At 62.0% G+C, this 26,452-nt stretch carries 28 protein-coding genes and 3 tRNA genes; 18 read left to right on the top strand and 13 right to left on the bottom strand.

Annotation, left to right across the window (positions count from 1 at the left end):
• Positions 1–111 precede the first annotated feature (111 nt).
• Together F6X40_RS43550 and F6X40_RS19665 are read left to right on the top strand one after the other, a co-directional pair.
• Positions 112–609: a nucleotidyltransferase domain-containing protein gene (locus tag F6X40_RS43550; RefSeq protein ID WP_410452422.1), complete on the top strand. Its 498-nt coding sequence runs from the start codon at positions 112–114 to the stop codon at positions 607–609.
• Complete coding sequence (locus tag F6X40_RS19665; protein WP_187628911.1) at positions 606–1,289, top strand: ureidoglycolate lyase; 684 nt, start codon at positions 606–608, stop codon at positions 1,287–1,289. The genes F6X40_RS43550 and F6X40_RS19665 overlap by 4 nt, the downstream gene beginning before the upstream one ends.
• 142 nt (positions 1,290–1,431) lie before the next feature.
• Here the strand turns inward: F6X40_RS19665 and F6X40_RS19660 are convergent, their stop codons facing one another.
• Positions 1,432–2,463 carry an AI-2E family transporter gene (locus F6X40_RS19660; RefSeq protein ID WP_184070819.1) on the bottom strand — a complete coding sequence of 344 codons (1,032 nt, stop codon included), beginning with the start codon at positions 2,461–2,463 and terminating at the stop codon, positions 1,432–1,434.
• 47 nt (positions 2,464–2,510) lie between these two features.
• Positions 2,511–3,110, bottom strand: a complete 600-nt coding sequence (locus F6X40_RS19655) for a DedA family protein (RefSeq protein WP_262421485.1) — start codon at positions 3,108–3,110, stop codon at positions 2,511–2,513.
• Between the two features lie 6 nt (positions 3,111–3,116).
• Here F6X40_RS19655 and F6X40_RS43545 point away from each other — a divergent pair, with 6 nt between their 5' ends.
• From F6X40_RS43545 to F6X40_RS19640, 3 genes are all read left to right on the top strand, one after another.
• A complete protein-coding gene (locus F6X40_RS43545) occupies positions 3,117–3,392 on the top strand; it encodes a hypothetical protein (RefSeq protein ID WP_410452421.1) in 276 nt (91 codons plus the stop codon).
• A 3-nt stretch (positions 3,393–3,395) separates the two neighbouring features.
• Positions 3,396–3,737, top strand: coding sequence for a hypothetical protein (locus tag F6X40_RS19645; protein ID WP_187628910.1), 342 nt, complete (start codon positions 3,396–3,398; stop codon positions 3,735–3,737).
• Positions 3,738–3,881: 144 nt separating this feature from the next.
• Complete coding sequence (locus F6X40_RS19640; protein ID WP_187628909.1) at positions 3,882–4,340, top strand: hypothetical protein; 459 nt, start codon at positions 3,882–3,884, stop codon at positions 4,338–4,340.
• Positions 4,341–5,050: 710 nt separating this feature from the next.
• Here F6X40_RS19640 and F6X40_RS19635 read toward each other — a convergent pair.
• Entirely contained in the window at positions 5,051–5,410 is a 360-nt protein-coding gene (locus F6X40_RS19635; RefSeq protein ID WP_187628908.1) for a hypothetical protein, read from the bottom strand.
• Positions 5,411–6,073: 663 nt separating this feature from the next.
• Positions 6,074–6,325: a hypothetical protein gene (locus tag F6X40_RS19630; RefSeq protein WP_187628907.1), complete on the bottom strand. Its 252-nt coding sequence runs from the start codon at positions 6,323–6,325 to the stop codon at positions 6,074–6,076.
• A gap of 665 nt (positions 6,326–6,990) precedes the next feature.
• Here F6X40_RS19630 and F6X40_RS19625 point away from each other — a divergent pair.
• Positions 6,991–7,140 (top strand): hypothetical protein, encoded by a 150-nt coding sequence (locus F6X40_RS19625; RefSeq protein ID WP_018421453.1) that lies wholly within the window; start codon positions 6,991–6,993, stop codon positions 7,138–7,140.
• 282 nt (positions 7,141–7,422) lie between these two features.
• On the top strand, positions 7,423–8,019 hold the full coding sequence (locus F6X40_RS19620; RefSeq protein WP_187628906.1) for a chorismate mutase: 597 nt from the start codon (positions 7,423–7,425) through the stop codon (positions 8,017–8,019).
• Positions 8,020–8,057: 38 nt separating this feature from the next.
• Here the strand turns inward: F6X40_RS19620 and F6X40_RS19615 are convergent, their stop codons facing one another.
• Positions 8,058–9,206 carry an exonuclease domain-containing protein gene (locus tag F6X40_RS19615; protein WP_184070831.1) on the bottom strand — a complete coding sequence of 383 codons (1,149 nt, stop codon included), beginning with the start codon at positions 9,204–9,206 and terminating at the stop codon, positions 8,058–8,060.
• A 330-nt stretch (positions 9,207–9,536) separates the two neighbouring features.
• Positions 9,537–9,740, bottom strand: coding sequence for a cold-shock protein (locus F6X40_RS19610; protein WP_008921209.1), 204 nt, complete (start codon positions 9,738–9,740; stop codon positions 9,537–9,539).
• Between the two features lie 391 nt (positions 9,741–10,131).
• Here F6X40_RS19610 and F6X40_RS19605 point away from each other — a divergent pair, with 391 nt between their 5' ends.
• Both F6X40_RS19605 and F6X40_RS19600 read left to right on the top strand, forming a co-directional pair.
• Positions 10,132–10,380 (top strand): hypothetical protein, encoded by a 249-nt coding sequence (locus tag F6X40_RS19605; RefSeq protein WP_187628905.1) that lies wholly within the window; start codon positions 10,132–10,134, stop codon positions 10,378–10,380.
• 525 nt (positions 10,381–10,905) lie between these two features.
• A complete protein-coding gene (locus F6X40_RS19600) occupies positions 10,906–12,075 on the top strand; it encodes a porin (RefSeq protein ID WP_184070835.1) in 1,170 nt (389 codons plus the stop codon).
• Positions 12,076–12,209: 134 nt separating this feature from the next.
• Here the strand turns inward: F6X40_RS19600 and greB are convergent, their stop codons facing one another.
• Complete coding sequence (gene greB / locus F6X40_RS19595; protein WP_184023299.1) at positions 12,210–12,779, bottom strand: transcription elongation factor GreB; 570 nt, start codon at positions 12,777–12,779, stop codon at positions 12,210–12,212.
• A 123-nt stretch (positions 12,780–12,902) separates the two neighbouring features.
• Between greB and F6X40_RS19590 the strand changes: the two genes are divergently transcribed.
• Both F6X40_RS19590 and F6X40_RS19585 read left to right on the top strand, forming a co-directional pair.
• Positions 12,903–12,979, top strand: a tRNA-Arg gene (locus F6X40_RS19590).
• Positions 12,980–13,053: 74 nt separating this feature from the next.
• A tRNA-Arg gene (locus F6X40_RS19585) sits at positions 13,054–13,130 on the top strand.
• 74 nt (positions 13,131–13,204) lie between these two features.
• On the opposite strand, the gene F6X40_RS19580 is transcribed toward F6X40_RS19585, so the two are convergent.
• The 5 genes from F6X40_RS19580 to F6X40_RS19560 form a co-directional block, all read right to left on the bottom strand.
• Entirely contained in the window at positions 13,205–13,690 is a 486-nt protein-coding gene (locus F6X40_RS19580; protein ID WP_184070837.1) for a phage protein NinX family protein, read from the bottom strand.
• A 123-nt stretch (positions 13,691–13,813) separates the two neighbouring features.
• Positions 13,814–16,174, bottom strand: coding sequence for a RelA/SpoT family protein (locus F6X40_RS19575; protein ID WP_090801451.1), 2,361 nt, complete (start codon positions 16,172–16,174; stop codon positions 13,814–13,816).
• Positions 16,175–16,272: 98 nt separating this feature from the next.
• The gene (gene rpoZ / locus F6X40_RS19570) at positions 16,273–16,476 is read right to left on the bottom strand and encodes a DNA-directed RNA polymerase subunit omega (RefSeq protein ID WP_008921215.1); all 204 of its coding nucleotides are present in this window, start codon (positions 16,474–16,476) and stop codon (positions 16,273–16,275) included.
• 60 nt (positions 16,477–16,536) lie between these two features.
• The gene (gmk, locus tag F6X40_RS19565) at positions 16,537–17,220 is read right to left on the bottom strand and encodes a guanylate kinase (RefSeq protein ID WP_090801453.1); all 684 of its coding nucleotides are present in this window, start codon (positions 17,218–17,220) and stop codon (positions 16,537–16,539) included.
• A 19-nt stretch (positions 17,221–17,239) separates the two neighbouring features.
• Positions 17,240–18,163: a YicC/YloC family endoribonuclease gene (locus F6X40_RS19560; protein ID WP_184070839.1), complete on the bottom strand. Its 924-nt coding sequence runs from the start codon at positions 18,161–18,163 to the stop codon at positions 17,240–17,242.
• A 200-nt stretch (positions 18,164–18,363) separates the two neighbouring features.
• On the opposite strand from F6X40_RS19560, the gene rph reads away from it, so the two are divergent.
• The 7 genes from rph (at position 18,364) to F6X40_RS19525 (ending at position 25,167) form a co-directional block, all read left to right on the top strand.
• Positions 18,364–19,101: a ribonuclease PH gene (gene rph / locus F6X40_RS19555; RefSeq protein WP_187628904.1), complete on the top strand. Its 738-nt coding sequence runs from the start codon at positions 18,364–18,366 to the stop codon at positions 19,099–19,101.
• Positions 19,098–19,760 (top strand): RdgB/HAM1 family non-canonical purine NTP pyrophosphatase, encoded by a 663-nt coding sequence (gene rdgB / locus F6X40_RS19550; RefSeq protein ID WP_409340050.1) that lies wholly within the window; start codon positions 19,098–19,100, stop codon positions 19,758–19,760. The genes rph and rdgB overlap by 4 nt, the downstream gene beginning before the upstream one ends.
• Positions 19,757–20,986: a radical SAM family heme chaperone HemW gene (hemW, locus tag F6X40_RS19545; protein ID WP_187628903.1), complete on the top strand. Its 1,230-nt coding sequence runs from the start codon at positions 19,757–19,759 to the stop codon at positions 20,984–20,986. Before rdgB ends, hemW begins: the two co-directional genes overlap by 4 nt.
• A 55-nt stretch (positions 20,987–21,041) precedes the next feature.
• A tRNA-Ser gene (locus F6X40_RS19540) sits at positions 21,042–21,131 on the top strand.
• Between the two features lie 102 nt (positions 21,132–21,233).
• Entirely contained in the window at positions 21,234–23,099 is a 1,866-nt protein-coding gene (locus tag F6X40_RS19535; protein ID WP_187628902.1) for a DUF6538 domain-containing protein, read from the top strand.
• A gap of 576 nt (positions 23,100–23,675) precedes the next feature.
• Positions 23,676–23,876, top strand: a complete 201-nt coding sequence (locus tag F6X40_RS19530) for a hypothetical protein (protein WP_187628901.1) — start codon at positions 23,676–23,678, stop codon at positions 23,874–23,876.
• Positions 23,863–25,167 carry a phage/plasmid primase, P4 family gene (locus F6X40_RS19525; protein WP_187628900.1) on the top strand — a complete coding sequence of 435 codons (1,305 nt, stop codon included), beginning with the start codon at positions 23,863–23,865 and terminating at the stop codon, positions 25,165–25,167. The genes F6X40_RS19530 and F6X40_RS19525 overlap by 14 nt, the downstream gene beginning before the upstream one ends.
• Before the next feature lie 1,148 nt (positions 25,168–26,315).
• On the opposite strand, the gene F6X40_RS19520 is transcribed toward F6X40_RS19525, so the two are convergent.
• The coding region (locus F6X40_RS19520; protein ID WP_187628899.1) for an IS3 family transposase at positions 26,316–26,452 on the bottom strand (137 nt) is incomplete at its 5' end.

Genomic DNA, 26,452 nt, shown 5'->3' with positions numbered 1-26,452 from the left:
CTTCCGCCATTCGATCGTGCAAATCGAATGTCTCTTGATGGCCGGACGCGGCTGACGTGACAGGCCGCATTCCTCGAAAGGTCGCGAAACAAGCCCTCTACGACATGACAGATCGCGCTTCTCATTCGGATCGCCGCTGCTCTTCGAGAATCGCCTGAATGCGCCGGTGCGGTGGTTGTGGGGTCGTTTGCAAAGGACAGCGCAGACCGTCTCTCTGATATCGACCTGGTAGTCTTTTGTCTGGAAGGCGCAGGACATTCGTTACTTCAAACGATAATCAAGCAATTCGCGCCGTCGAAAATTCTCTTCACGTTCGACGGCATGCACGATTTGGACAGAGTGATAGATCGCCTCGCTAATGCGTTCCAGAACGCATTGTTGACAATCCAGCCCGCTGTGTCGAACGACCGAAAGGGCCGGGCCCGGACGGTCGACCTGTGTTGCTGCGGTTGCGCCGCAGCATCGCCGCCAACTTCCGTAGCCGACCCACTTCCGACGTCAGGTCCGGCGTTGCGCCAGTGGCCGTTTCCACGTGGACAAGCGGCGGTCAAACTCTTTGTTCGACCATCGGCGGTCGGTACGTTCTACTCCTGTAGACTGCCGCAATGACCCAAGAAATCGATTACCTCAATCCCAGCCTTCCTTCTGGCCTTCGGCGCGTGTCAATGCCCGTGGTCGATGCGACCCCCACAACGCTTGATGGATTCGGCAGGCTTGTAGCAGACCCGAGCGAGTGTTCGATCGAGATTGTGCAGTGGCCGGCAGTGGGTGCAAGGCCCGTTGACCCTGGAACCGGTGATGAGGCAGGCACGACCGAAGGCACATTTGTGAGCGAATGGCGCGGGGACATTCTGTACGGTCGAAACGAGGCTGTGGGCGGCAACTACATCCTTGCGTACGCAGTGGAGCCTGAAGCAGCCCGTGACGACAACACCAATGTACCGGAGCGCATGTTGCTTTGGCACGCGAACTACCACCCAGACGGTGGACAACTGTTCTTTCCTCTCGACCATCGCCCGTTCTACGTTCCCCTGGCGCTCCCGGGGGACGACATAGCGCCAGAGAAGTTCGTGTGCTTTCGCTTTGATGGACAGCAGGGCCTCTACATCCATCCAAACATCTGGCATGAAGGTGTGTTCACTCTCGAAGGAACCCAGCGGTTCTTTGACAAGCAGGGCGCCGTCCACGCGCGCGTCTCTGTCGACTTTGCCCGCGAGTTTGGTTGTCTCCTCGAGGCACCGATTGCCCGCGACGCCCAACCCCTTCGAGGCGGCGGCCTACAGCTGTAGCGCGAAGGGAACACCCGCGCCCGACGGCGGACATACGTCCTCGGTTCGCCAGTATCGCATCCCTTTATGAGAGTGATGAGGCGCGCGCCACGCGCACGAAGTATCCCTGAAATTAACGGACGTCACCGACAGGCGAACAACGTTAGTCATCGTTCGTCAGGAAAACTGCGAAACGACGTGTCGATTCGAACGTGGAAAACGCAATGACCAGGCCGACGGTGATCGGCACTGCGAGGAAGGCGCCCGCGATGCCCCAGATCGACGACCACACCGCCAGACTGATCAGGATCACCGCGGGGCTCAGATTCAGTGAGCCGCCCATCAGCCACGGGTCGAGGAGATGGCCGACCACGAAGTTCGCGAGCGTGAGCGAGATAAACAGCACGATCGCCGCGTTCCACTGGCCGAACTGCAGCGCGACGAGCAGCGTCGGCACCGCGACCGAGATCCACGAGCCCGCATACGGGATGAAGTTCAGTAGGCCGGCCAGCACCGCCCACAGCTCCGCGAATTCGAGTCCGACGAGCCGCATGCAGATCCAGCTCGCGATGCCAAGGATCGCGCCGAGCAGGGTCTTCATTGCGAGATAGACGCCGATCTTCGAGTTGATCTCGTCGATTACCGACACGATCCGCGTCGAGTCGCCCGCGAAGTTCACAAGCTTGCGGCGGTATTTCGCGTGCTCGATGAGAAAGAACGTCGCATAAAGCAGCACGACGATGATCGCCGCGAGCAGCGACGACACCGACGACAGCGTGGCGGTTATGATCGCCTGCACGTTGACGCTCGCTAACAGGTCGCGGCGGATCGCAGCCCAGTTGGCCTCCGTTTCGATGTGCAGCAGCGCGGCGAACTTCGTAAACAGTACGAGCAGCGTCGCCTCGTACTTCGGCGCGACGGCCATCAGCCGGTCCCTGTCGGACAGCAGCAGGTCGACCGACAGGTAGACCGTGAAGAGCATCAGCGTCGCAGCGATCGCGTGGCGCAGGCCGTCCCGCAGGCGTGCACCGAGGTAGGGAATGCGGCGCAGCAGGTTGGCGAGACCGAAGACCACGTACGTCGCGATGATGCCGAACGCAATTGGCACCAGCACGGGGCGGCCGACATACAGTCCCCACCCGAGCAGTGTGGCGAGCACGGCCGCACATGTGCATTTCAGCAGACCCGGGTTCATGCGTTTCCTCGCGAGCAGCGCTGCCTGGCGGGTTGTGGGCCGCCGCGTCAGTCGCAGCGGGACTTTTCGTCGGGTAGCGTCGGGTCGGTGGTGCGGCGCTTGCGCCGTCCTCGCCACAGCAGGCTGACGACGAGCGCGACGACACCCGCGCCGATCACGATCGCCATCGCAGCCGGCAGGTGCGAGCGGACCCACGGCACGTTGCCGAAAAAATACCCGGGACCCGCAAGTGAGCATATCCAGATCACCGCGCCGCCGGTCGCGAAGCGCACGAAGCGGCGAAACGGCATCTTCGTCGCGCCGGCGAGCGCGGGCGCGACCGCCCGGACGATTGCGATGAACGGAGAGTACAGCAGCAGCGCGGCGCCGTGACGTACGTAGAGCGCGCGCGTTCGCGCAGTCACCTTGTCGATCCAGCCGCTGCGCTTCGGGTTCCATACCGACGCGACGGCACGTGCCAGCGCATAGTTGAACACTTTTCCTGCAACCGCGGCCGCGACCAGCAACGGCGCGAGCCACACAGGCTGCAGCACGCCGACGGCAGCGAGCGCGCCGGACAGGAACAGGAGCATGTCCGCGGGCAGAATGACGAGCGGCAGTACGCCGACACTGCAGAAGACGATCGCCCCGAGGATTGCGTAGGCCAACGGCCCATGCTGGACCAGCAGCGCTTCGAGGTCCTGGTCCAGTTGCAAGACGAATTGCACGAACGTGGCCATGTGTGCCGGCTACGTGTCCGTTGGTGGAGGGGGAAGTATAGCGGCAAGCGCGCAGCAGTCCCGCGCTTCGGCGAAGCGCTCTACAACTCGCTGGCCGAACCGAGACAACTGATGGTGGTGAAGTCGGCTGAACATAACGACTGGATGGGCCGCGTCGACGAAACCTGGTGGCGGGAGGCGATCGGCTTCCTGCTCACGCCTTCGCATTGAAATATGAAAGCACGCTCCGTCCCGTCGAGCTGGAAACGCTTCTATGTCCTCGATGCGAAGAGCAGGCCTGTCGAGGTGTTCGACCGCGGCAAGTGGTCGCGCTGGATGACTGAGAACGAACTGATCTTCCGCCGCACGCTGCTGGACGAATCCGGCGTGACGGTCACGACCCGCTTCCGCGGTGTGTCCGAACCGAAAACCGGCGAGGTTTCGCTATTCGTGACGCGCATCGCCGGAATGGAAGCGCGAGACAACACGAGCTACGGAGCACGTATGCTCGATGAGGCGCTGGAGCAGCATGAGCGCATCGTGCAGAAAATCCTCCGGATGCTGACCGCGCGGTGATCGCCACAGCGCGACGATTCTCCGCGAGACGCAAATGCCACAGAAGGCGCAAGGGCGTGTAGATTAGGATCTTGTTGCGACCCGCCACTGTGTCTTCGAATCGGTCGCCATCCGAACCAGTCCTGAAGTTGCACAGGAGCCGGCATGAACACGAAGCACAGCAAGAAAGCTCATCTCGAAGCCGCGGCGTCACACCACGAGCAGGCCGCGCGACATCACCGCGAGGCGTCGCGGCATTTCGATGACGGTCAAGACTTTGCCCACGCCGCACATCAGGCGATGATGGCCCATGGCCATACGTTGCATGCGATCGATCAGGCACACGACGCTGGCGCGCACAGCGCCAATACGCCATCAATAACGCCTCCATCGACCGGCTCAGGCGCAAGTGCCGCGGACGTGGCAAAACATCATGCGGCGGCCGTGGAGCTTCACACGCAGGCGGCGCAGCATATGCGCCACGCCGTCAAGCTCTTCGATCAGGATCGTAGCGCGGCCTCCCACGACGCACAGCTAGCGCTCTCCCTTGCACTGCGCGCTTTGTCCCATGGCAACGAAGCAGCCAGACTATTTGTCAAGCTCGCTGCCAGTGGTGCATCGTGAGTTAAGGCCGGTTGAATTCAAGCCAGTCACAACTTATTTGGTGGAGTATTCGGAGTGGTGCGGTATCCGCTTATACCGATTCTTGAGCGCACCGAAAGCTGAATCGCTTTCTGCACGGCATGCACGCCGTACAGCACCAGGTTGTCGCGCGGATCTACGGTCGTGGGCCTGCCGCAAAGATCCGCGCATTGATAGGTATGGCGCAATCCAGCGCGCCACTCGCGGCTAGGCCTTTCGCTCCACTCAGGTGAAGCCGGTAAGGAAAGGTGCTCAACCCGCGTAGCGCTGAAACTGGCTCGTTCAACTACACTTCGTCGCCTGAGCGGACGGGCAAGGAGGAACGCGCTGGTCATCTGGGAACGAGCTGTAGATGCGGTGCTGTACGCGCTTAAACCGAGACCGCTAAAAGAGCCGCTGATGGATGTTGGATTCGCTCGTTGACAATGAGCTCAGGACTCAACTCTTGTTTGTTGAACGACCCAAACTGGGCCGAAACCAGAAGTTCCTCTCCCTGCTCGCGCGAGGCCACGCAAGTACTAGTGCATGGTATGCGTGACGTGGAAATAGATTTCAGGCGCCTCATCGCGCCCCGCCCTGCGCTTCGCTGTCCGACGCATCAATGCACGCATATGCGACCCACGTACGAGATTTGCCGAAACCACCGCATTGGCATCGCGGAGCGCAGTGGCCAGTTCGTGCGCAAATACGCGTTACGCGTTGAAACACCGCCAGCGCTCCTTCATTTCCTCTACCACCCGTTGCGAATAGCCAGCGAGCGAGTCACGACAACCATTTGCGGTATCGCGCTCGAACAACTCATCCGCTATCCGCTGCGCCGCCGTTTGCCAGTTATCCCGATTCGCCGGTTCACCAGCCTCGGTGGGTAGTTTCGCATCGCACACTGGGAGCGCCATTTCGTCGGGCAAAGTCATCCCAGATGTCCCGCGCCACGCCTGCAACACGATCCGTAGCACACCGAAAGTCACGCGCGACAGCCGGCTCAGCACTCTCGCGCACCGCGAAAACAGAAACAGAAAGGCAAACCATTCGGCGCTGATCGACCACCACACGAAGTTCCAGCTCGCTTCGCGACGAAACATCGGCCGACGAACACCAGAAACGTCACCAGATACAGCGGATACACGCGCGCAAACCGCTTGACGATAAACGATCGATAGTCGACCCAGCCGAACGCGATCGCTCGCGAAGGAAGATACGTATAGGCAAGGATGAAGCCGCGCAGCATGAAAAAGATGTCAACACCCCAGACCCGGTTATCGATGAGTTGCACAATGCCCCGTGGCAGCCCCCTTCGTTGTCGGCAAAGTGATGAACGACGGCGAGCAACGCCGCGAACGCACGCAGCCCAGTCAGGCCGTAGATCTTTCGCATTGAATTGCCCGGCGATCACGCAAGTGAGCACGACGCAGCGCCAGGTAAAAGAGGTGCGGCCACGCGATGCGCGGCTCCCAGCGGCAAATAGTGTTGATGCAACGATGTTGCGAGACAGACCTACCCGCCTCGCGCAGCCGGCCTTCGGTATCGGCTGTTTGCAGACTGATGCGGGTGTGGTTGCCGGTTCGCCCGACAACGGGTGAGAGGCCGACGGCAGCACGGCAATTGCATCGTATAAGTTCGCCGCAACGCGGTGTGTGCGCTAACACCCCACTTGATCGGTAAGGTCTCGAGGGTGCGCCGACGAGTCGCTTCGGGCCTGATACAGCCGTTTGCGGTCAGCGTTGCGCCGCGTCCGGCGCGATGTCGCGGCGCAACGCATGGCCAGCCTGGTCGGGAACGTGGAGCGGGTCGTACGACCGTGGCATCGCGAGGTTGCGCGCAACGACGGTATCGGCCTGTGCGCTCGGCTGCTGGCGTGGCGCGCCGTATGCGGCTATCGCTTGCGCGGGTGCCGACGCGAACCACAAGATCCTGCCGGCGCATTCGATGCCAACCTGACGTCCGTTCCAGTAGACAGCGTTTTCCATCGCGACCTCTCCCCGAACATGAAGAACGTCATCATCCGCGCTGCGCCTCGCGTGTCCGTCTGCCAGCGCACGTCGAGCCATCAGTAGTCGCTTCAATCATAGGTGGCCCGGTGCGCTGCGCATGACTTGTCACCAAATGAGGTCCTTTTGTCACAGCAATGCGGCAATGAGTTTGCCAACTCCGGTCAGTCAGTTGATTAACGACCAAATCTTTAAATAGTGTTTTGCGCGGTCAACGCGATGGGGAATGGGTCGTTTACCAAGAATTAGACTGCGAGTTATGCAATCGGCAAATTGCGTCCGTTCAGTTCAGGAAAAGCGAAAAACCTGTCGATGCGGCAATGCACAAGTTTGTCACGTTTTAGTCATGCAACAACGTTAGATGCAGCGCGGGGACAATATCGATCGGTCGTGCTGAAGCCTACGCTGGGCAAGGCTCAGAGGGACTGGCAGAAGGAGCGGGAAGGAGATGATTTCGCGCTGGCAATTAAGCGGATCAAGCAGACCGCGAAACGCAGGCAATAGTCAGACGATAAATTTTATTCAATCCCTCCGCTGGTGTGTCGGCTTGTGCCGTTAAAGCAACAGAGTGTGTATGACTCGCATCGGACACTGGTGCGATGCAGGGAACGAGGCCGATAATCGATTCGCAAAGGAGAAAGATCATGGATGCCAAACCACCGAAGATTCCGACCCCGGACAAAGTTCTTTACCCGGATCCGGAACCTGTGGCCGTCGAGTTTTTGGGAGCCGAGCTGCCCGAGCATGTTCGCGCTTTCTTTGACGAACAACGCAAGTCGTGCGATCCGAAGTAACGGACCCTTGGCGCGGTGCAGCATTCGCGCTCGCTGATTTCACGTGCGGCGAATGCTCGCGCCCTCATTACGCGTCCGACATCTCCGTCATGACGTTGGATCAGCTCGCCTGAGCACAGCAGTTGCACGGGGCCACGCGGCTCGAGCGCCTTCATACGCGCGTCCTTCTCTCGCCCACTTCGCCCCGACGATCCGTGTGAATCGACCCGGTGCTCGCAGGTTGCGGCGCATCATTTATTCTTCTGGTTTTTCCGTCAACGGCCGCCCGGCCACGTCCACCTCATGAATCATTTGCATCGCCTCGGCGCGTCATGCGCGCTCGTCATCGCCGCCGCCTTCGCCTTCTCGCCCGCCCCCGCCCTCGCCGACGGTGACGACACCGCGCTCACGAGCCTGATCGCGCTGGTTTCGCAGCGCCTTGCACTCGCGGAACCGGTCGCACGCTGGAAGTGGGCGAACCACCGGCCGATCACCGATACGCCGCGTGAAAACGCGCTGCTCGCCGAGGTGGAAAAGCGCGCCGCGGCGGCAAACGTCGACCCGGCGTTCGCCCGCGCGTTCTTCCAGGATCAGATCGATGCGAGCAAAGACGTGCAGAACGCGCTCTTCGCGAACTGGCGTCGCACCCCGCCACCGCAAGGTCCCGCACCCGATCTCGCAACCAGCACCCGACCGCAGCTCGACAAGCTGACACAGTCGTTGATGGCGAGTCTGGCGCGCGTGCAGCCGCTGCGCGCGGCGGACGATTGCCCGTCGCGGGTCGCGCAATCGCTGGCTAACTGGAAGGCGCTGACGCGCTATGACTCTGCGCATTCGAGCGCGTTGACGCACGCACTAGGTCACGTATGCGAGACGGGCGGAGTCGGCGCCACCGGCTGATTCCGGTAACGCCACGGCGCGCGCACGTCGCATAAGCGTCACGCGACGATGCTCGACTCAGGGCTGTCACGCGACACGCTCAACGGCGTCACGCGCAGGCCTCGCGCCAGATGGCTTTGCAGGATACGGTACGTCGAGAGTTCGAACGACCCAGCCAGCGTCGACGCATGCAGTTGCGCCGCCGCGACGAGCGACGGCGCGTGTCCGAGGTAGCGCCAGCGATCGACCACGTGGAAGATACCCTGCGCGTCCTCACGCTCCTCGAACACGATGGGCCCCTCGAACGGCCACGGCGCGTTCGCGGGATCGCTCTTCGTCACGCGCGGCAAGCGGTTGTGGCCCGGCCGCAGCGTTGCGATCCACTGCGCCTCCGCGAGCATCGCGCCGAGTTCGCCGCCAGTCGCGTGCCATTCGACGCGTCGCACGAGCTGCGCTAGCCGCATATCCTTCGACGAACGCCGCTCGCCAGTCAGATGCGAGCGCAGCCGCTGACGCACGCGCACGCTGCGACCGACATACAGCGGCGCATCGTCTTCGCCATAAAACGCATACACGCCACAGCCAGCCGGCGCGGTGTCGAGCAAATCCTCGGTGATGTCGCCGGCGAGCCGGTAGCGACGCGTCGTGCGCTCGATCTGCGCGCGCAGCGCTTCCAGCGGCACGAGCGTCGGCAGACACTGCCAGAACTGCCAGATCAGATCGGCGTCGGCGAGCGCGCGGTGGCGGTCGGACGGCACCAGCGCATGGCGTTCGACCAGCGCATCGAGACCGTGGCGCTTTTCGCCGGGAAACAGCGCGCGCGACAGCCGCACCGTGCACAGCACGTCCGGATCGAACGCGATTCCCGCGCGACGAAATTCGCTGCGTAAAAATCCGCGATCGAAACTCGCGTTGTGCGCGACGAACAGCTTGCCGTTCAAACGCTCGAACAACGCGGGCGCGATCGACTCGAACGTCGGTGCGCCGCGCACCATGTCGTTCGTGATGCCGGTCAGCTGTTGGATGAACGACGGAATCGGCTGCTGCGGGTCGATCAGGCTGCTCCAGCGCGAGACGCCAGCCAGCCCGACTTCGACGACGCCAACCTCAGTAATGCGGTGCTCGCTCGTGGAGCCGCCGGTCGTTTCGAGATCTACGAAAACGATGGGTGCATCGAGTGCCGGTTCCGGCGAAAGCAGTTCAGACATGGGACAAGGGATTCGGGCGCATGAATTTGCGGCAAGTATGCACCAGTTGGACGTTGCGCATCCAGACAGCGCCGCGTGCGCAGCTGAAACTGCGTCGGCATGGGCCGTCGATTTTGCGCTGAAATCCCGCAGACGCTTAAACCAGACCATTAATCCAGACGTAGTCAATTCGTTTCGATGGATTATCTTCCGACAATAATGCGTATTGTTGAACCACGCAGTTACCGAAGATCCGACCTGGGAGACATCTAGATAAAAATAAAAACCCTCGCGCGACGGCGAGGGTTTTTCGCTCCCGACTGGGTGGGCGGCGCGCCCAGCCCAGCGCATTTACAGCGGCTGAATGTTGGCCGCCTGCTTGCCCTTCGGGCTGGTCTTGATTTCAAAAGACACGCGCTGATTTTCCTTCAACGACTTGAAGCCCTCGCTGCGGATCTCCGAAAAGTGCGCGAACAGATCCTCGCCACCCGCGTCCGACGTGATGAAGCCAAAACCCTTAGCATCGTTGAACCATTTGACGACACCAGTTTCCATTTCCTGTTTTCCCTCTGTGATTAATCCAAAGCGGGCGTTGCCCTCGAATCGATCTAACCCCGATTCAGTTGCCTATATCTGATCAGGACAGAAACAGCCAATCAAATTCGGCTTTGCCGTTATACGGGGAACAGAGAATGACCGTCAAGTAAACTTTTCATATGCGTTTAGCGTATAAAAAGATAAGACTTCAAACTACACGGATATAGGTCGGCGCGTCGAATTTACCTGAACGAAAATAATCCGAGTCCGCAAACGGAAAAATTTGCGAAAATATGCAACACGAATGTAACAAAGTCTATCTTTGCGTAAGTGTTTGTCCGACTTGTTGCGGCGCCGCCTCACTCGCATGATGCAAGTCAGTTGTAGCGATGCGCTTCAGGAGGTTGCTATGCTGTCCAAGGAAATTCACCGTCTTTTCACCTGGCTCACTCATTCGCACGCAAAGGTCATATCAGACCAGCCCGCACAGACTGGGGATTCATGCGCCGTTTTCGACTTCGATCCGATGTGGCACGGAGACCACTGGCAGAACCTGCTCTCCTCGCCAATGGATGCGCGCCGTTATGTGATGGAAGACTGGAGCGTGCCCGCGCAGGCGGACTGGGACGACGCGGAAGGTACTGCGCCCGCTCATTAGAGACATTCGCGAAACTCGTCCGCCATAAAAAAAGCGCGACTGGAAGGTCGCGCTGACAAAGGTTTGGAGATCTTTTTCGTCAACGAAAAAGTCTGCTTCGGAAAGCAGAAATTACAGTATAGCGGTCATATGCAAGTTCGATTATTCACACGATTAACAATCGTCTATTGCCGCAACAACAACAATCGTTTTCCCGCATTTCTGCCCGTTGTTTTTCCGCATCATTCGGTGTCGCGAATCAGCAACGCGCTTTAGGAAAATTCAGACGCCGAATCCGCCCAGTCGCCGCAAAGCCTTTATCCATAAGGCTTGAATGGCGATTAACGATCGTTTCTCCTCGCGTAATACTTTATTGCGAGAATCGGAACGCCAACTCCCGGAAGTGTCTCTCTACACTCTGCCTAATCGGAAACCGGCGCGGATCTGGTCAACGCGCTTCTCACGCGGATTCCGCTTCTCGCAGCGCTCGCGTGAAGGTCTCCCAAGCCAGGGTTTTATACCTCTCTCGCTCTTGGAGTTATATCAATGAAGAAGACACTCATGGTCGCTGCCCTGTCGGGCGTTTTCGTAACGGCAGCGCACGCGCAAAGTAGCGTCACCCTATATGGCCTGATCGACGCCGGTATCACTTATACGAACAACCAGCATCCGAATCCGAGTAGTAACCAGCACGGCGCCAACGTGGCGATGACGAGCGGCTCGGTGAACGGCAGCCGTTTCGGCCTGCGTGGCGCTGAAGATCTGGGCGGCGGTCTGAAGGCCATCTTCACGTTGGAGAACGGCTTCGGCATCAATGACGGCACGCTCAAGCAGAACAGCCGTCTGTTCGGCCGTCAGGCCTTCGTCGGTCTGTCGAGCGACCAGTTCGGTGCCGTGACCCTCGGCCGTCAATACGACAGCATGGTCGACTACGTCGGCCCGCTGGCACTGACCGGCACGCAGTACGGCGGCACGCAGTTCGCGCACCCGTTCGACAACGACAACTTGAACAACTCGTTCCGTATCAACAATTCGGCCAAATTCCAGAGCGCGAACTACGGCGGCTTCAAGTTTGGCGGCTTGTACGGCTTCTCGAACCAGGCTGCCGGCTTCGCGAACAACCGCGCTTACAGTGCGGGCGCGTCGTATAACTGGGGCGGCCTGAACGTTGCCGCTGCGTACATGCAACTGAACAGCAATGGCGCGAACAGCGCAGCCGCTGCGTTCAACTCGGGTGGCGCGGTGTCGGGCGACAACACGTTCTTCGCTCAGCGTCAGCAAACGTGGGGCGCTGGCGCCAACTACGCGTTCGGCCCGGCAACCGTCGGCCTCGTGTACTCGCAGACGAACCTGCATGGCTTGGCAGGTATCAGCGCGGCCAATTCGGGCATAACGGGCGGCATCGGCTTCCCGACCAACAGCGCTCAGTTCCAGAACTTTGAAGCCAACGCCCGTTACGCGCTGACGCCGGCAATCAGCATCGCTGGCGCGTACACGTACACGCGCGCGAACCTGTCGAGCTCGCACGTGCACTGGAACCAGGTCAACCTGCAAACCGCGTACGCATTGTCCAAGCGTACCGACGTGTATCTGCAAGGCGTGTATCAGGCAGCAAACGAAGACTCGATCGTTAACGCCTACATCAATGGCGTGGGCGGTGCTTCGGGCAACAACAAGCAAGTCGCTGTGACCGCAGGTCTGCGTCACCGCTTCTAAGCACTGCGCAAGGACTGGCAGTAGAGAAGGCGCCGTTCGCGGCGCCTTTTTTTATGTCCGTGCCGACGTGGGTTTTTGCCGCTTTGTGCGCAGGCCTGCGTGCGTGCACGTGAGCCCACGTCCTCGCCAGAGGCCTAGCGGCCGCTATCAGGCAGCGGATACTTGACGTCGAGAATATCGATCGGCTGCGGACCGGCCGGCGTGAACAGCGTGACCGTATCGCCGACTTTAGCCTTCAGCAGCGCACGCGCAATGGGCGAAATCCAACTCACGTGCCCGATGTCCAGGTCCACCTCGTCGACACCGACGATCGTCACCTGATGCTCTTCGCCGTCCTCGGTCGCATAGTCGACCGTCGCGCCGAAAAACACCTGGTCGACGTTTTCCTGCCGGCTGCTATCGACGACCTCGGCTAGATCGAGCCGCTTGGTCAGAAAACGGATGCGCCGGTCGATTTCCCGCAGACGGCGTTTGCCGTAGATGTAGTCGCCATTCTCCGAGCGGTCGCCGTTCGACGCCGCCCACGACACGAGCTTGACAACCTCGGGCCGCTCGACATCGATCAGATGCAGCAATTCATCACGCATACGCCGATGACCGGCGGGAGTCATGTAGTTTTTGGTGCCGGCGGGCACGTCGGGCTGGGCGATGTCGAGATCGTCATCGTTGTCTTCGCTCGACTCTTTGACAAAGGCCTTGTTCATAATCATCCATTAACAGCAACTAGCAACAATCTCATAAAAGGTTACACGATCGGGCCGGCAACACAAATCGCCGTGATGGGCTTCCGTTTTTCAAATCTGTTGGCTATAATCTCGTTTCTGTGTGCGGCTGTAGCTCAGTTGGATAGAGTACTTGGCTACGAACCAAGGGGTCGTGGGTTCGAATCCTGCCAGCCGCGCCACCTTATTCGAGAGCGCCCTTACAGGGAGCTCTCAGGTTTCATCAGTTTTTACAGTAAGCATCACCGTTTTGCGTGCGGCTGTAGCTCAGTTGGATAGAGTACTTGGCTACGAACCAAGGGGTCGTGGGTTCGAATCCTGCCAGCCGCACCACCTATGAAGGGCCTTCCAACCGGAAGGCCCTTTGTTTTTTCTGGCGCACCATGCCGTGCCCGTGCGCCAGCAACTCATCGCGGCGGCGACTGGATATCCCCAATTTGTCCATCCGGGTGCGGCAAGTCCTCGACGACCTCGCCCACCGTTTGCTCGCTGATCGTCTCGGTCCGCATGCCGGTCAGTGCCTGGCGCTCGAGCAGCACGTCGTCGACGGTATCGCCAAAATGGCTCACGACAAACGCCCGCAGCAAAGCAATGCGCAGCGAGTCGCCCATTCCCTCCGAGGCTCGCTGCCCGCCCTTGAACTCAGCGACGCATACCGCGCCTTTATCGCTCTGCTCGCGCACGTCGAGCCGCATCGCGCGCTCGAGCACAACGGCAGCCGCCTCCCATGACGCGGAAGGCGTGAAACGCCCGTCCCACGGACGACCACGATCGTTGCCGCGGATCGCAACAGTCTCGCCGCTATCGGTAAAGTAGATTTCGCGCACGAAGTCGTGCAGGCTGCGCGCCACCCAGTAATCGAGCGCAACGTCAGCGAGGTCGGACACGTTCATCTGCGTTCCCCCTGGAGTTCAGGTGAGACCTGCCTTGAGTTGTATCCTGAGCCGCCGCACGAAAGATGCCTGACTGGCGAGAAGCGCCAGTCCAAGCCGCGCCGACGCCCAGCCGGAAGCCGTTCAGTAGTCCGCGCGCTCGCGGTCGATGCGCATGCCGCCGTCGTGGCGGTGATGCCCCTCTTCGCTCGGCCGCTCACGCGTGATGCGCATCACATCGGGATTCGTGCGCACGCGCCGCATCACATTGGCCAGATGCACCCGATCGCTGACCTGGATCACGAAGCGCAGGATCGTGGATTCCTGCGACAGATCTTCGTCCATCGCGATATGGACGATGTTCGCGTCCGCCGATGTGATGTCGGCCGCTACGCGGGCGAACACGCCCTTGGTGTTCTTGACCAGTACCTTGACCGCGACATCGAACAGCCGCCCCGGCTGCGGTGCCCACGCGACGTCGATCCAGCGGCCCGGATCGCGCCGGTGGATACGCTGCGCGACGCGGCAGTCGGTGGTATGAATCGCCATGCCGAGACCGATGCCGATATAGCCCATGATGTCGTCGCCCGGAATCGGACGGCAACACGCGGACAGCTGCACCGACATGCCCTCGGTACCGGTGATGACGACCGGCGGCGCGTGCGGCGTCGAACCGGACTCGGAGCGCGAGCCGTCGTCGTCGGCGTCGCGCCCGCTCATCAGCACTTCGATGCGCTTGGCCATCACCGCGGCGACCCGCCGGCCGAGACCGATGTCCGCGAAAATTTCCTGACGGTTCTTGTTGCCCGTCCACTGCACGAGCTTTTCCCACGCCTCCGGCGTCACATCCGATAGCGCAAGGCCATAGCCCTTCAACGCCTGATCGACGAGACGCTCGCCGAGCTGCACCGACTCGTTCAGACGCATCGTCTTCAGATAATGACGGATCGCCGAGCGCGCCTTGCCGCTGCGCACGAAGCCGAGCCATGCGGGGTTCGGCTTCGAATACGGCGCCGTGATGACTTCGACGATGTCGCCGCTCTTCAGCTCGGTACGCAACGGCAACAGCTCGTTGTTGATCTTCACCGCGACGCACTGGTTGCCGAGGTCGCTGTGGATCGAGTACGCGAAGTCGAGCGCGGTGGCGCCGCGCGGCAGCGCCATGATCTTCGACTTCGGCGTGAACACGTAGACCGCATCCGGGAACAGGTCGATCTTCACGTGCTCGAGGAATTCGCTCGAATCGCCCGCTTCGCTCTGAATGTCGAGCAGCGACTTCAGCCACTGGTGCGCACGCTTCTGCACGTCGTTCAGATCCGCGCTGCCGTTCTTGTACAGCCAGTGCGCGGCAACGCCCGCCTCGGCGATCTCGTGCATCTTGCGCGTGCGCACCTGAAACTCGATCGGTGCGCCGAACGGGCCGACGAGCGTGGTGTGCAGCGACTGATAGCCGTTCACCTTCGGGATCGCGATGTAATCCTTGAACTTGCCCGGAACAGGCTTGAAAAGCGCATGCAACGCGCCGATGCAGGTATAACACTCGAGCGCGCTCTCGACGACCACGCGAAAACCATACACGTCGAGCACCTGCGAAAACGACAGCTGCTTGTCGCGCATCTTCTTGTAAATGCTGAAGATGGTTTTCTCGCGACCGGTGACTTCGGCGTCGAGCTTCGCGTCCGCAATCGCGCGCTGCACCGATTCGAGAATCTTGCCGACCACCTCGCGACGATTGCCGCGCGCCGCCTTCACGGCTTTTTCGAGTGTCGCGTAACGGTGCGGGTTAAAGTTCGCGAAACTCAGGTCCTGCAGCTCGCGATAGGTATTATTCAGGCCGAGCCGGTGAGCGATCGGCGCGTAAATGTCTAGCGTTTCGCGCGCGACACGGCGACGTTTCTCCGACGGCACCGCGCCGAGCGTGCGCATGTTGTGCAGCCGGTCGGCGAGCTTCACGAGGATCACGCGCACGTCGCGCGCCATCGCGAGCAGCATCTTGCGGAAGTTCTCCGCTTGCGCTTCCTCGCGATTGCGAAACTCCATCTTGTCCAGCTTGGACAACCCGTCGACCAGCTCCGCGACCTTCGCGCCGAAGCGCTCGGCGAGCTCCGCCTTGGTCACGCCCTGGTCTTCCATCACGTCGTGCAGCAGCGCCGCCATGATCGCCTGGGCGTCGAGATTCCAGCCCGCGCAGATTTCCGCGACGGCTACCGGATGCGTGATGTAGGGCTCGCCGCTCTGGCGATACTGGCCGAGGTGGGCTTCGTCGCTGAAGTGGAACGCCGCCTTGATGTCCTTGATCTCTTCCGGCTGCAGATAGCCGGACAGCGCAGACGTCAGATTGGCGATGGAGACGACGTCATGCCGGCGCGGCTGCTCCGGCGTGGCGGTCGGCCCGAACAGATGGCGAAACGATTGCTCGAGGACCGCGTCGATGTACTTGCGTGCAGAGGACGGCGAGTCGGTGTCGTGCTCCGCTTCCGTGGCGGTGGGCGGGGTAGCACTCATGGTCGCCTCCGGTAGCGGTCAGGGTTGGACGCAGTTCTGCACGTTGAGCAATCCGGTGTGGCGAATACCGGCAAGTCGAAAACGAAAATCCGTGGGCCTTAGACCGGCACCTTCTTCAGCATTTCGACGCCGACCTGACCCGATGCGATTTCACGCAGGGCGAGGACGGTGGGCTTGTCGCGGCTTTCGATTTTCGGCGTGTGGCCTTGAGCGAGCTGACGCGCGCGATAGGTTGCGGCAAGCGCGAGTTCGAAACGGTTCGGGATCTGTTTGAGGCAGTCTTCGACGGTAATGCGGGCCATGTTGGGTTCCTTCTCAGTATGTTGCTTATTCTACCTTATGTGCTTGACACCACGCCGCGCTCACGCGTGCGGCAGGTGGATGCCGAGCTGCATGAAAAGCTGCGTGTGACGCGCGTACTGCGACGCGAAGCGCGAGCGCGTCGCGCCGACGAGGCACTGCAACTCCGCCAGCGCGCGATCGAAGTTCTCGTTGATCACGACGTACTCCGCTTCGGCCGCGTGCGCGATCTCGCCGCCCGCCGCGAGCAAGCGTCGCGTGATTACGTTCGGCTCGTCCTGGCCGCGCTTTTTCAGACGCTCTTCGAGCGCTTCGAGCGACGGCGGCAGAATGAAAATCTCCACCGCGTTGTTGAATTGCTTCTTCACCTGCTGCGCACCCTGCCAGTCGATTTCGAGCAGCACGTCATGGCCGTTTTTCATCTGCTCCTCGATCCACACGCGCGACGTGCCGTAATAGTTGCCGTGCACTTCCGCGCTTTCGAGAAACTCGCCCGCGTCGTGACGCTGCATGAAATCTTCGACGCTCGTGAAGTGATAGTGCTCGCCGTCCTGCTCCTTCGGACGCGGCGGGCGCGTCGTGTAGGAGATCGACAGACGGATCGCGTCGTCGCTCGCGAGCAGCGCGTTCACGAGCGTCGACTTGCCCGCGCCCGACGGCGCGACGACCATGAACAGGTTGCCGGGATAAGCGCCGGCGTACGAATGGCGCGCCGCGCCGGTTTCGCGTGGATGGTGGTCGGTCATGATGTGTGGTGCTCCAGCCTTATTCGAGATTCTGTACCTGCTCGCGCATCTGTTCGATCAAGAGCTTCAGCGTCATCGACGAATCCGCGAGTTCCTTCGCCGCCGCCTTCGAACCGAGCGTGTTCGCTTCGCGGTTCAGCTCCTGCATCATGAAGTCGAGCCGCTTGCCGACCTTGCCGCCCTTCTCGATCACGTGACGCGTTTCGTTCAGGTGCGCGGTGAGGCGCGACAGCTCTTCGGCGATGTCGATGCGAATGCCGTACATCGTCACTTCCTGGCGAATCCGCTCGTTGATCTCTTCGCGCGACACGATCGTCGCGGCCGCATCCGGCGCGGCGATGCCGAGCGCCTCCTGCAGACGCTCGACGATTTTCTGCTGATGTCGCGCAATCAGCTCGGGCACGAGCGGGGTGATCTTCACGACGATCGTCTCCATTTCGGTGACGTTGGCGAGCAGCATCGTCGCGAGTTGCGCGCCTTCCCGCGCGCGCACGTCGATCAGGTCCGCGATCGCCTGCTTGCCGCATCCGAGCACCGCTTCGCGCAGCGTCTCGGGCGCGATGCCGCTTTCGGCGAGCACGCCCGGCCAGCGCAGAATTTCGCCGGTGCGCAGACGGCCGGCTTCAGGAAACGTGCCGAGCACCGTGCGTTCCAGCTGCGCGAGTTGCGCGAGCGCGTCGCGGTTGATCGCGCCCGCGTTCGCCGACTGCTCGCTGCGCTGCAGATTCACGCGAATGTCGACCTTGCCGCGCGACAGCTTGTTCATCAGCATCTCGCGCAGCGTCGGTTCGACGACGCGCACGTCTTCCGGCATGCGGAAGTTCAGATCGAGAAAGCGCGAGTTCACCGTGCGCAATTCGACCGACACGCTGACGCCACCCGTGCCCGAGGCTGCCACGAGTTCGCGCGTGGCGCTCGCATAGCCAGTCATGCTGTAGATCATCGTATTTCTCGCGATTGCGGCCATGCGGTAGACGATGGCCTGAGAAGCGGATCGCCCGGCGTGTACGAGACGCGGGGCGGGGAATCGGCATTATCCCATTTTTGTTGCAGCCATCCGTATGGGCAACCGCCCTATCCGATCGGCGGTAAAATTAGCGTTTTTCCTCCGCCCTCCTCCAGCCCATCCCGACCCATTCCGACATGAGCTACGACACCCAACGCCCCAGCGGCCGCCAGCCCCACCAGTTGCGCGACGTGCGCATCACGCGTCACTACACGAAGCATGCGGAGGGCTCGGTGCTGGTCGAATTCGGCGACACCAAGGTGATCTGCACCGCGAGCGTCAGCGAGAGCGTACCGCCGTTTCTGCGCGATCGCGGCCAGGGCTGGCTCACCGCCGAATACGGCATGCTGCCGCGCGCCACGCATACCCGCAGCGACCGCGAAGCCGCGCGCGGCAAACAAACCGGCCGCACGCAGGAAATCCAGCGGCTGATCGGCCGCGCGCTGCGCTCGGTGTTCGATCTCGAGAAGCTCGGCGCGCGCACGCTCAATCTCGACTGCGACGTGATCCAGGCCGATGGCGGCACACGCACCGCGAGCATTACCGGCGCGTTCGTCGCCGCGCATGATGCGGTCGCCAGATTGCTTGCCACGGGCCGCATCGAAAGCTCGCCGATCCTGGATTACGTCGCCGCGATTTCGGTCGGCGTGTACGACGGCGTGCCGGTGCTCGACCTCGACTACGACGAAGACTCGCAGTGCGACACCGACATGAACGTCGTAATGACGGGGGCGGGCGGCTTCGTCGAAATTCAGGGCACCGCGGAAGGCGTGCCGTTCTCGCGCGAAGAAATGAATGCGCTGCTCGATCTCGCGAGCGACGGCATCAGCACGCTGATCGCGAAGCAGAAAGAGGCGCTGGGAGTGCAGCAGTGAATGAGGTTCGTCAGGACGGTGGCGGGAACAATGCTCACGGCGTAACGTCGGGAATGCCGCTGAAAAAGGTTGTGCTCGCGTCGAACAACGCGGGCAAGCTGCGCGAATTTGCGGCGCTGCTCGGCGCGGCCGGCATCGAGTTGATCGCGCAAGGCGAGCTCAACGTGCCGGAAGCGGAAGAACCGCATCCCACCTTCGTCGAAAACGCGCTGACGAAGGCCCGTCACGCTGCGCGGCTCACCGGCCTGCCCGCGCTCGCCGACGACTCGGGCCTTTGCGTGCGCGCGCTGCGCGGCGCGCCGGGCGTCTACTCGGCCCGCTTCGCGCAACTCGCCGGCGGCGAGAAAAGCGACGCGGCGAACAACGCGCGCCTCGTCGACGAACTGCGGGACGTGAGCGACCGCCGCGGCTATTACTACTGCGTGCTCGCACTCGTGCGTCACGCGGACGATCCCGAACCGCTGATCGCCGAAGGCCGCTGGCATGGCGAAATCCTGGACGCGCCGCGCGGCGAGCATGGCTTCGGTTACGACCCGTACTTCTATCTGCCGTCGCTGAACGCGAGCGCCGCCGAACTCGAGCCGGCGCTCAAGAACGCGAGCAGCCATCGCGCGATCGCGCTGCGGCAACTGCTCGCGCGTCTGTCGGAGGAAGCGTGATTCCGATCCGATCGACGCCGGCGGACATCGGCAAGGGTGTCGTCAGTGCGTTCACGTCGCCGGGCAGCATCCGTTTGACGTCGCTGCCGCCACTTGCGCTGTACGTGCATTTCCCGTGGTGCGTGCGCAAGTGCCCCTACTGCGACTTCAATTCGCACGAGTGGAAAGGCGAGACGTTCCCGGAGAACGACTACCTCGACGCGTTGCGCGCCGACCTGGAAATGGCCTTGCCACTGATCTGGGGCCGCCAGGTGCATACGGTGTTCATCGGCGGGGGCACGCCTAGTTTGCTGTCGGCGGCGGGGCTTGATCGCATGCTGTCGGATATTCGCGCGCTGCTGCCGCTCGACGCCGACGCGGAAATCACGCTCGAAGCGAACCCCGGCACGTTCGAAGCCGACAAGTTCGCGCAGTTTCACGCGAGCGGCGTGAACCGGCTGTCGGTGGGCATCCAGAGCTTCAACGAAACGCATCTGAAGGCGCTCGGCCGCATTCACGACGCGGCGCAGGCACGCCACGCGGTCGAAGTCGCCGCGACCACGTTCGACAACTTCAACCTCGACCTGATGTTCGCGCTGCCCAAGCAAACGCTCGCCGAATGTCAGGCCGACGTGGAAACGGCGTTGTCGTTTGCCCCGCCGCATCTGTCGCTGTATCACCTGACGCTCGAACCGAACACGCTATTCGCCAGGTTTCCGCCCGCGTTGCCCGACGATGACGCGTCCGCAGACATGCAGGACTGGATTTATCAACGCACCGCCGAGGCCGGCTACGGGCGCTACGAGGTGTCCGCGTATGCGCAGCCGCATCGGCAGAGCAAACACAATCTGAACTACTGGCGCTTCGGCGACTATCTCGGCATCGGCGCGGGCGCGCATACGAAGCTGTCGTTTCCTAATCGCATCGTGCGCCAGGCGCGCTACAAGCATCCGACCACGTTCATCGAGCAGGCCAGGGCTGGTGCAAGCGTGCAGGAAGAGCATGAGGTCGGGCCGCGCGATCTGCCGTTCGAGTTCATGCTGAACGCGCTGCGCCTGGTAGAAGGATTTCCGGTGCATCGGTTCATCGAGCGCACGGGCCTGTCGATCACGACGATCGAGCCGGCGTTGCAGGAAGCGGAACAGCGCAAGCTGATCACACGCGACCACGAACGGATCGCGCCGACGCCGCTCGGCCAGGCGTTCCTGAACGACTTGCAGGCGCTGTTCCTGAAAGATCCGCAGTGATGGCGGGTCACCTAGACTCGGCAGCGAAGTCTTTTCAGGTTACAATTTGCGGCTTGGAGGTGTGGCCGAGTGGTTTAAGGCACCGGTCTTGAAAACCGGCGAAGGAGCAATCCTTCCGTGAGTTCGAATCTCACCGCCTCCGCCACCTCGCTACAAGGCGTTGATTTCTCGTGTAATCCTGCGCTTTCAATGAGTTAGCAGGTCTGGTGTGCCAGAAATGTGTGCCAGTGACGTACGAGAGGACGCCGTGTCCGTCCAGCTGATTCCCCATCCCGCCGGCCGCAGCCGCAACTGGTACGTCGACATTTCTGTCCCGGCCGCGCTGCAGGCTGTCGTGGGCAAGGCGCGAACCCGCCGCTCGACGGGTACCGCCGACCGCGTAAAGGCGCTCGCTGAAGGGGCGCGCATCGAAGCGGAACTCCGCGCCGAATGGCTGGCGAAGATAGCCGCGCAAGAAGCGGCCGCCGCAGCGGGCCCGACCGCCGGGAGCGCCGCGCAAGCGCCCGCCCGACCGCCCCGGCCCGAGGGGTCGCGCCTCGTCGACCTGCAGCCCCCGCAGGAATACGACTCCCCCGGCAAGCCTACCGCGCTCTCGCGTTCCGTCATCCAGCGAATCTGCGCGATGCGCCACGCGGACTGGGAACATACCCATCGCACTGACCGGGCTATCAAGACCGGGGACGAGAAGAAAGACCGGCTCGCAGCCAAAGAGCTGGCGCGCGAGGCAAAGTCGTTCAGTCGGCGAATCACGCGCATGGCACAAACGGTGATTGCCCGTGGTCAGGCGGCCCGCGCCTGGGCCAGGCTTGAGGAACAGGCGCGCGACTATGCCGAAGACGTCGGGTATCTTGTCGCGCCCGACGACCCGCTGTTGCCCGACCTCGTTCTGGCATTCGCAGAAACGGAGCTCGCGGCTCAACGCACCATCTCGAAGATACTCAGCGGCCAGGCTGCGCAGTTTGAGGTCCCTGAGGCGTCGGGGGCGCTGCTGTCGGCCGTCATCCCTGAGTATGAAGCCCACAAGCGTGGCTCCATCGAAAAAAAATCAATCTCGAAAAGCGTGTCGGTCTGGAAACGCCTCATTGCATTCGCGGGCGACGTGCCGGTCGGCGACGTGACCGCGCACGATATCTACCGCTTTCTCGAAGACCGCCTTCACGCCAAGGTCAAGCCCTGGTCACAGTCGTACGCCAATGGATTTGTGCGACAGGCCCTGCGCGAATTTTTTGCGCTCGCGCGCACACAGGGTCACATGCACGCGGACAATCCCATGAATCACCTGGAAACGACGCCGAAAATCTCGAAGGAGGAGGAGAAGGCGCGGATGAAGCCCCGGAAGCCGTTCACGGTCGCGCAGGTCAACACGGTCTTTGCGTCGGGCTGGTACGACCCGAATGCCGAACACTGGACCGGCGGCATGGCCACCGACCTGGGCATGCGCTACTGGGGACCCACCATCTCCCAGTGCCACGGCTTTCGTGTCCGGGAGATGACGCAGCTCGTGAATTCCGACTTTGCGTTCTGTGACGGCATCCTGCTCGTGACCATCCAAGTGAAGCTGGAGGACGCCGATGCCCCTTCGTCAGACTCCACGCTGCAGCTTCCCGCGCGAAAACTGAAGAATGAGTCGGCGCTCCGGACCCTCCCCGTCCACCCCCAGCTCCTTGCGTTGGGATTTGCCGACTTCGTGCGGGAAAACCAGGCGCAGCATCCGCCTGGCACCCCGCTGTTCCCGTCGGCGATACCGGAAGAAGACGGCGAAGACCCGCTGTGGAATCGTGCCTACGAACAAGCTTTCTTGAGATTCGTCCGGGACACGCTGGGATTCGGTCACGGCTACGGCAACCACTCTTTCCGGCATCTGTTCGAGGAGCGCCTGCGCGATGCGCAGCTCATCAACGGTACGTGGCCTGCTGGTCTGGGGGAATTCATCAGCGGCCGGCGGGTCCCGCGCGAGGCTGACCGCAATATCTTCCGCCAGCAGAGCAGCGCCATTGACTACGGCGACGGCTTTATTGCGCAGCATGTCCAGCGATTCGTGGGACAGATTGACTTCGAGGGCGTCGTTTTCCCGCTGCCCTACGCGGAGTTGCTGGCCGGCAGAGCATCGTAAGCCCCGGGGGCCGCCCCCTGCCGACAGGCCCGACAGCGTCCACAACGACTGAACCGGAACGGCCACGTCGGGCATCCCTCTCACATGGACGGCTTTGCGTCACCCCGTGCTAGCGGAGCATTACGTGACCTCCCGGTCCCCAGACTAGCGTCCGGGGCACCGTCCTTCAGTTTCCAGAGAATCGCTCACACGACTCATGTCTTGCAAGTGTCCGCATGGCCTCGCGAACCCTCCAGGGTCACGATTTGAAATCGTAAGGAATACGGTAATGCTGGGCGCCATTCTGTGGTTCCCTGCAGCGCGTTACTCCATGGGCGACCGCCACCAGGTAGAAGTGCCCTACGCCTATGTACGTTCATGGAAATCCCGGGCGACGGCGAGTCCGCCGCGCCCAGACAGGCTCGCCTTCGCCCACCGAAGGCTTCCTGGGTTGAGGTTGACCGGCCCCTTGCCAACGAATAAAACCATCGTCTACACGCTACCAGAATGACGCGTCTCGCCTCGTTCCGCCTTGTACCGTCGTCCTGAGCCCCGACACGGTCACAGGGCCAGCGACCATTGGGGTAGGAAAACATCATGCAGTTGCTCGATTTGAACGACCTGGCGGCGCTCCTGAAACGCGCGCCGGACACCATCAAACGGGATTTACACCGCAATCCACTTGCCGTTCCACCCCGGCTCCATATTCCGGGAACCCGACTGCTGCGCTGGCGCGAGCAGGACGTTAGCGACTGGCTGGCCGGGTACGTCACCGGAGGTAACGATGGCGAAGTTTGACCCGCACCGCTACGCCGTCGCGCGCGTCGAAAGCGACGCCGTCGCATCGGACCGCCAGTTGCTGTACGAGTGGACCGGTACGCACTGGGCGGTGCTGGACGACGAAACCGGATGGACATCCGCATATCACTGGCTCGTCGAACATGACAGGGAGAACACGTCACCGGACAACGCGCGCAAGGCACACCAGTCGGCGATTTTATGGGCACGCGCGCTGCCCCGGCCAACGACAGACGTCGTCATTCCATGTTCGAACGGTTATGTGAGAGCGACGCCGGGCGGCGCGGCGCTGGAGCCGGCGGATAAGGCGCTCGGCTTGCAGCATGTGCTGCGTTGTGCCTTCCGCCCGGAACACAGTACGGGTCAGCGCTTTGACCAGTTCCTGCGCCAGATACTACCCGACGAAGCCGTGCGGGCGCGGGTACAGGAATACGTCGGTTACACGCTCACCGGCGACGCGCGCTATCAACGCGCGCAACTTTGGCTGGGACCCGGCGCGAATGGGAAGGGCGCGCTCGCCAACATTGTGCAGGCCCTACACGGCAACACGGCGGCAGTGAATCTGGACGCGCTGGAGGGATTCAGGCTGTCGGTGCTGGTGGGCGCCAATCTGATTTACGCGGATGAGGTCCCACGACAGAAAATCAACGAACAACTGCTGAAATCGCTGATTGCCGGAGAGCGCGTCCAGATTGACCGGAAGTACAAAGAACCGTTGAGCATTCACGTGCGTGGCAAATGGCTTGTGTGCGGCAATCAGCTGCCGGCCGTGTCAGACCATTCAGCCGGCTTCTGGCGCCGCTGGGACATTGTGCCGTTCAACGTCACCATCCCGGAGCAAGGACGCAATCCGGAGCTTGTCGCGGACATCGTGGCGCATGAGCTGTCGGCCGTGCTGAATTGGGCGCTGGAAGGCCTGGGGCGGCTCATGCGACGCGGGATGTTTGACCCCGTGCAGCCTCTTGCGATGCAGGCCATGCTGCACGAAGCCAAGGCGGAAACGAATTCGGTGGTCGGCTGGACTGAAGACTGCGCCGTCACCGTCGTCACCGGAAGCGTCGCATCAAAGGACGACATCTATCAGCATTACCGCGACTGGTGCGGGCGCAACGGTCTGTCGCCCGTCGCCTCACCGCGATTCTGGCCACGCGTGAAGGACGCGTTGCCTTACGAAGAGGGGCGCCCGCGCATTGCGGGCCGGCAGGTGCGCGCGTGCAATCTTCATGTGCCCGACCTGGCCGACATCAGCTCAGGTGCGTCGCCTGCATCCACACCGCGACTGGTGCGCTAAGCGCGGTGGCAAGTCAGGCCCCAGCCACGGTTGCCAATGAGCCCGACTTGAAAAACCTGTGGAATAGGCTCGCGATTTGAAGGCGAGCCGGCCGTGCCAGGAGGTTGCACAAACCTCCCTACTCCTGGTGCCCATGCGGTAAAAAGTTGGCCAACGAACCTAGCACATCCGTCACACCGGTTCGAGTGCCCCGTCGGGTCTTCGGTTGCGCTGAGCCGGGCGAGATTCGTCACCCGACCTGCCCCCGGCAAGACCCGACTCACGCGCCGCAGTATCCGCCGCAAAAGGCTGGTGCGAAGCCTGTCCGTTGTGTCTGCTTCGCCAGGAGGCATCACGCGTGGCATTGCGGTGACGAGCCACACGCGTCGCGCCGGCACATGCCCGTCAAGGGTGCCGGTCGTCGCAGTGACCACCGCCGCTGTCCGGCGAGTTTGCTTCCGCCGCCACCATGTCTGGGCTGCTGCTGCGCCGCTGTGCGCCCGCCCCCCCATGAACCCGCCTAGGCGCGCCCGATGGCCGACCGGTAGCCTGGGCACGCGACGTCTGGCGGGGGGCCTGCGTCATCGCAAATTCACCGGACGGCGGGCGGCGTCGCCCGCCGTCCAGGCAACCCGGCGCCATACCGCCATGCGTCGCCGACCTGGACATGGCGGGGAAACGTGCCGTGCCCCCGCCTCCGGCTGCGTAGGCATCAAGCCAGGAATTGGCATGCCAGCGTCGGCGTATCGCCCGCGTCAGCATCGCCATATGTGCAATAAGCGCCGCAACGAGCCAGGTCCGAACCGCGTTTGCCAACGGGCCCGGCTCGGAAAATTGCTGGGAAAAATTCGCGATTCAAAGGAGAGCCGGGTGTGCCAGGAGGCTGCAGAAACTTTTGCGAATGCAGGTACCGATGCGACAGAAAGTTGCCCCGTTCACCTGGCACACCCGTCACGCCCGTTCGTGCGCCTCGTCCAACCTGCGATGGTGACGAGCCATGTGCAGTCGGTCGCCCGGCAACGCCCGACTCACGCTGCAGTAACGGTCGCTGCTGTCTCATGCAGGGCTCACCCCTTGTCCGTCCGCAGGCAGTCCTCGTACCTGATGTCCCAGTCGGCAAAGCTGAATGACGTTGCCCGCGAATTTCGGATCCCTTAACTGAGCGGAGATTATGCCACCCGTTGGTTCTGGGCGGCGTGCCAGTCCTGCTCGAATTGCATCGGGCTGACGTAGCCCAACGTCGAGTGCAAGCGCGAATGATTGTAGAAGCTCAACCAGTCGATTACCTCGTCCATCGCTTCGCGAC

The organism is Paraburkholderia sp. UCT31 (genome assembly GCF_014397655.1).
GTDB classification, from domain to species: Bacteria; Pseudomonadota; Gammaproteobacteria; order Burkholderiales; family Burkholderiaceae; genus Paraburkholderia; species Paraburkholderia tuberum.
This window is presented reverse-complemented; position numbering and strand designations above follow the sequence as displayed.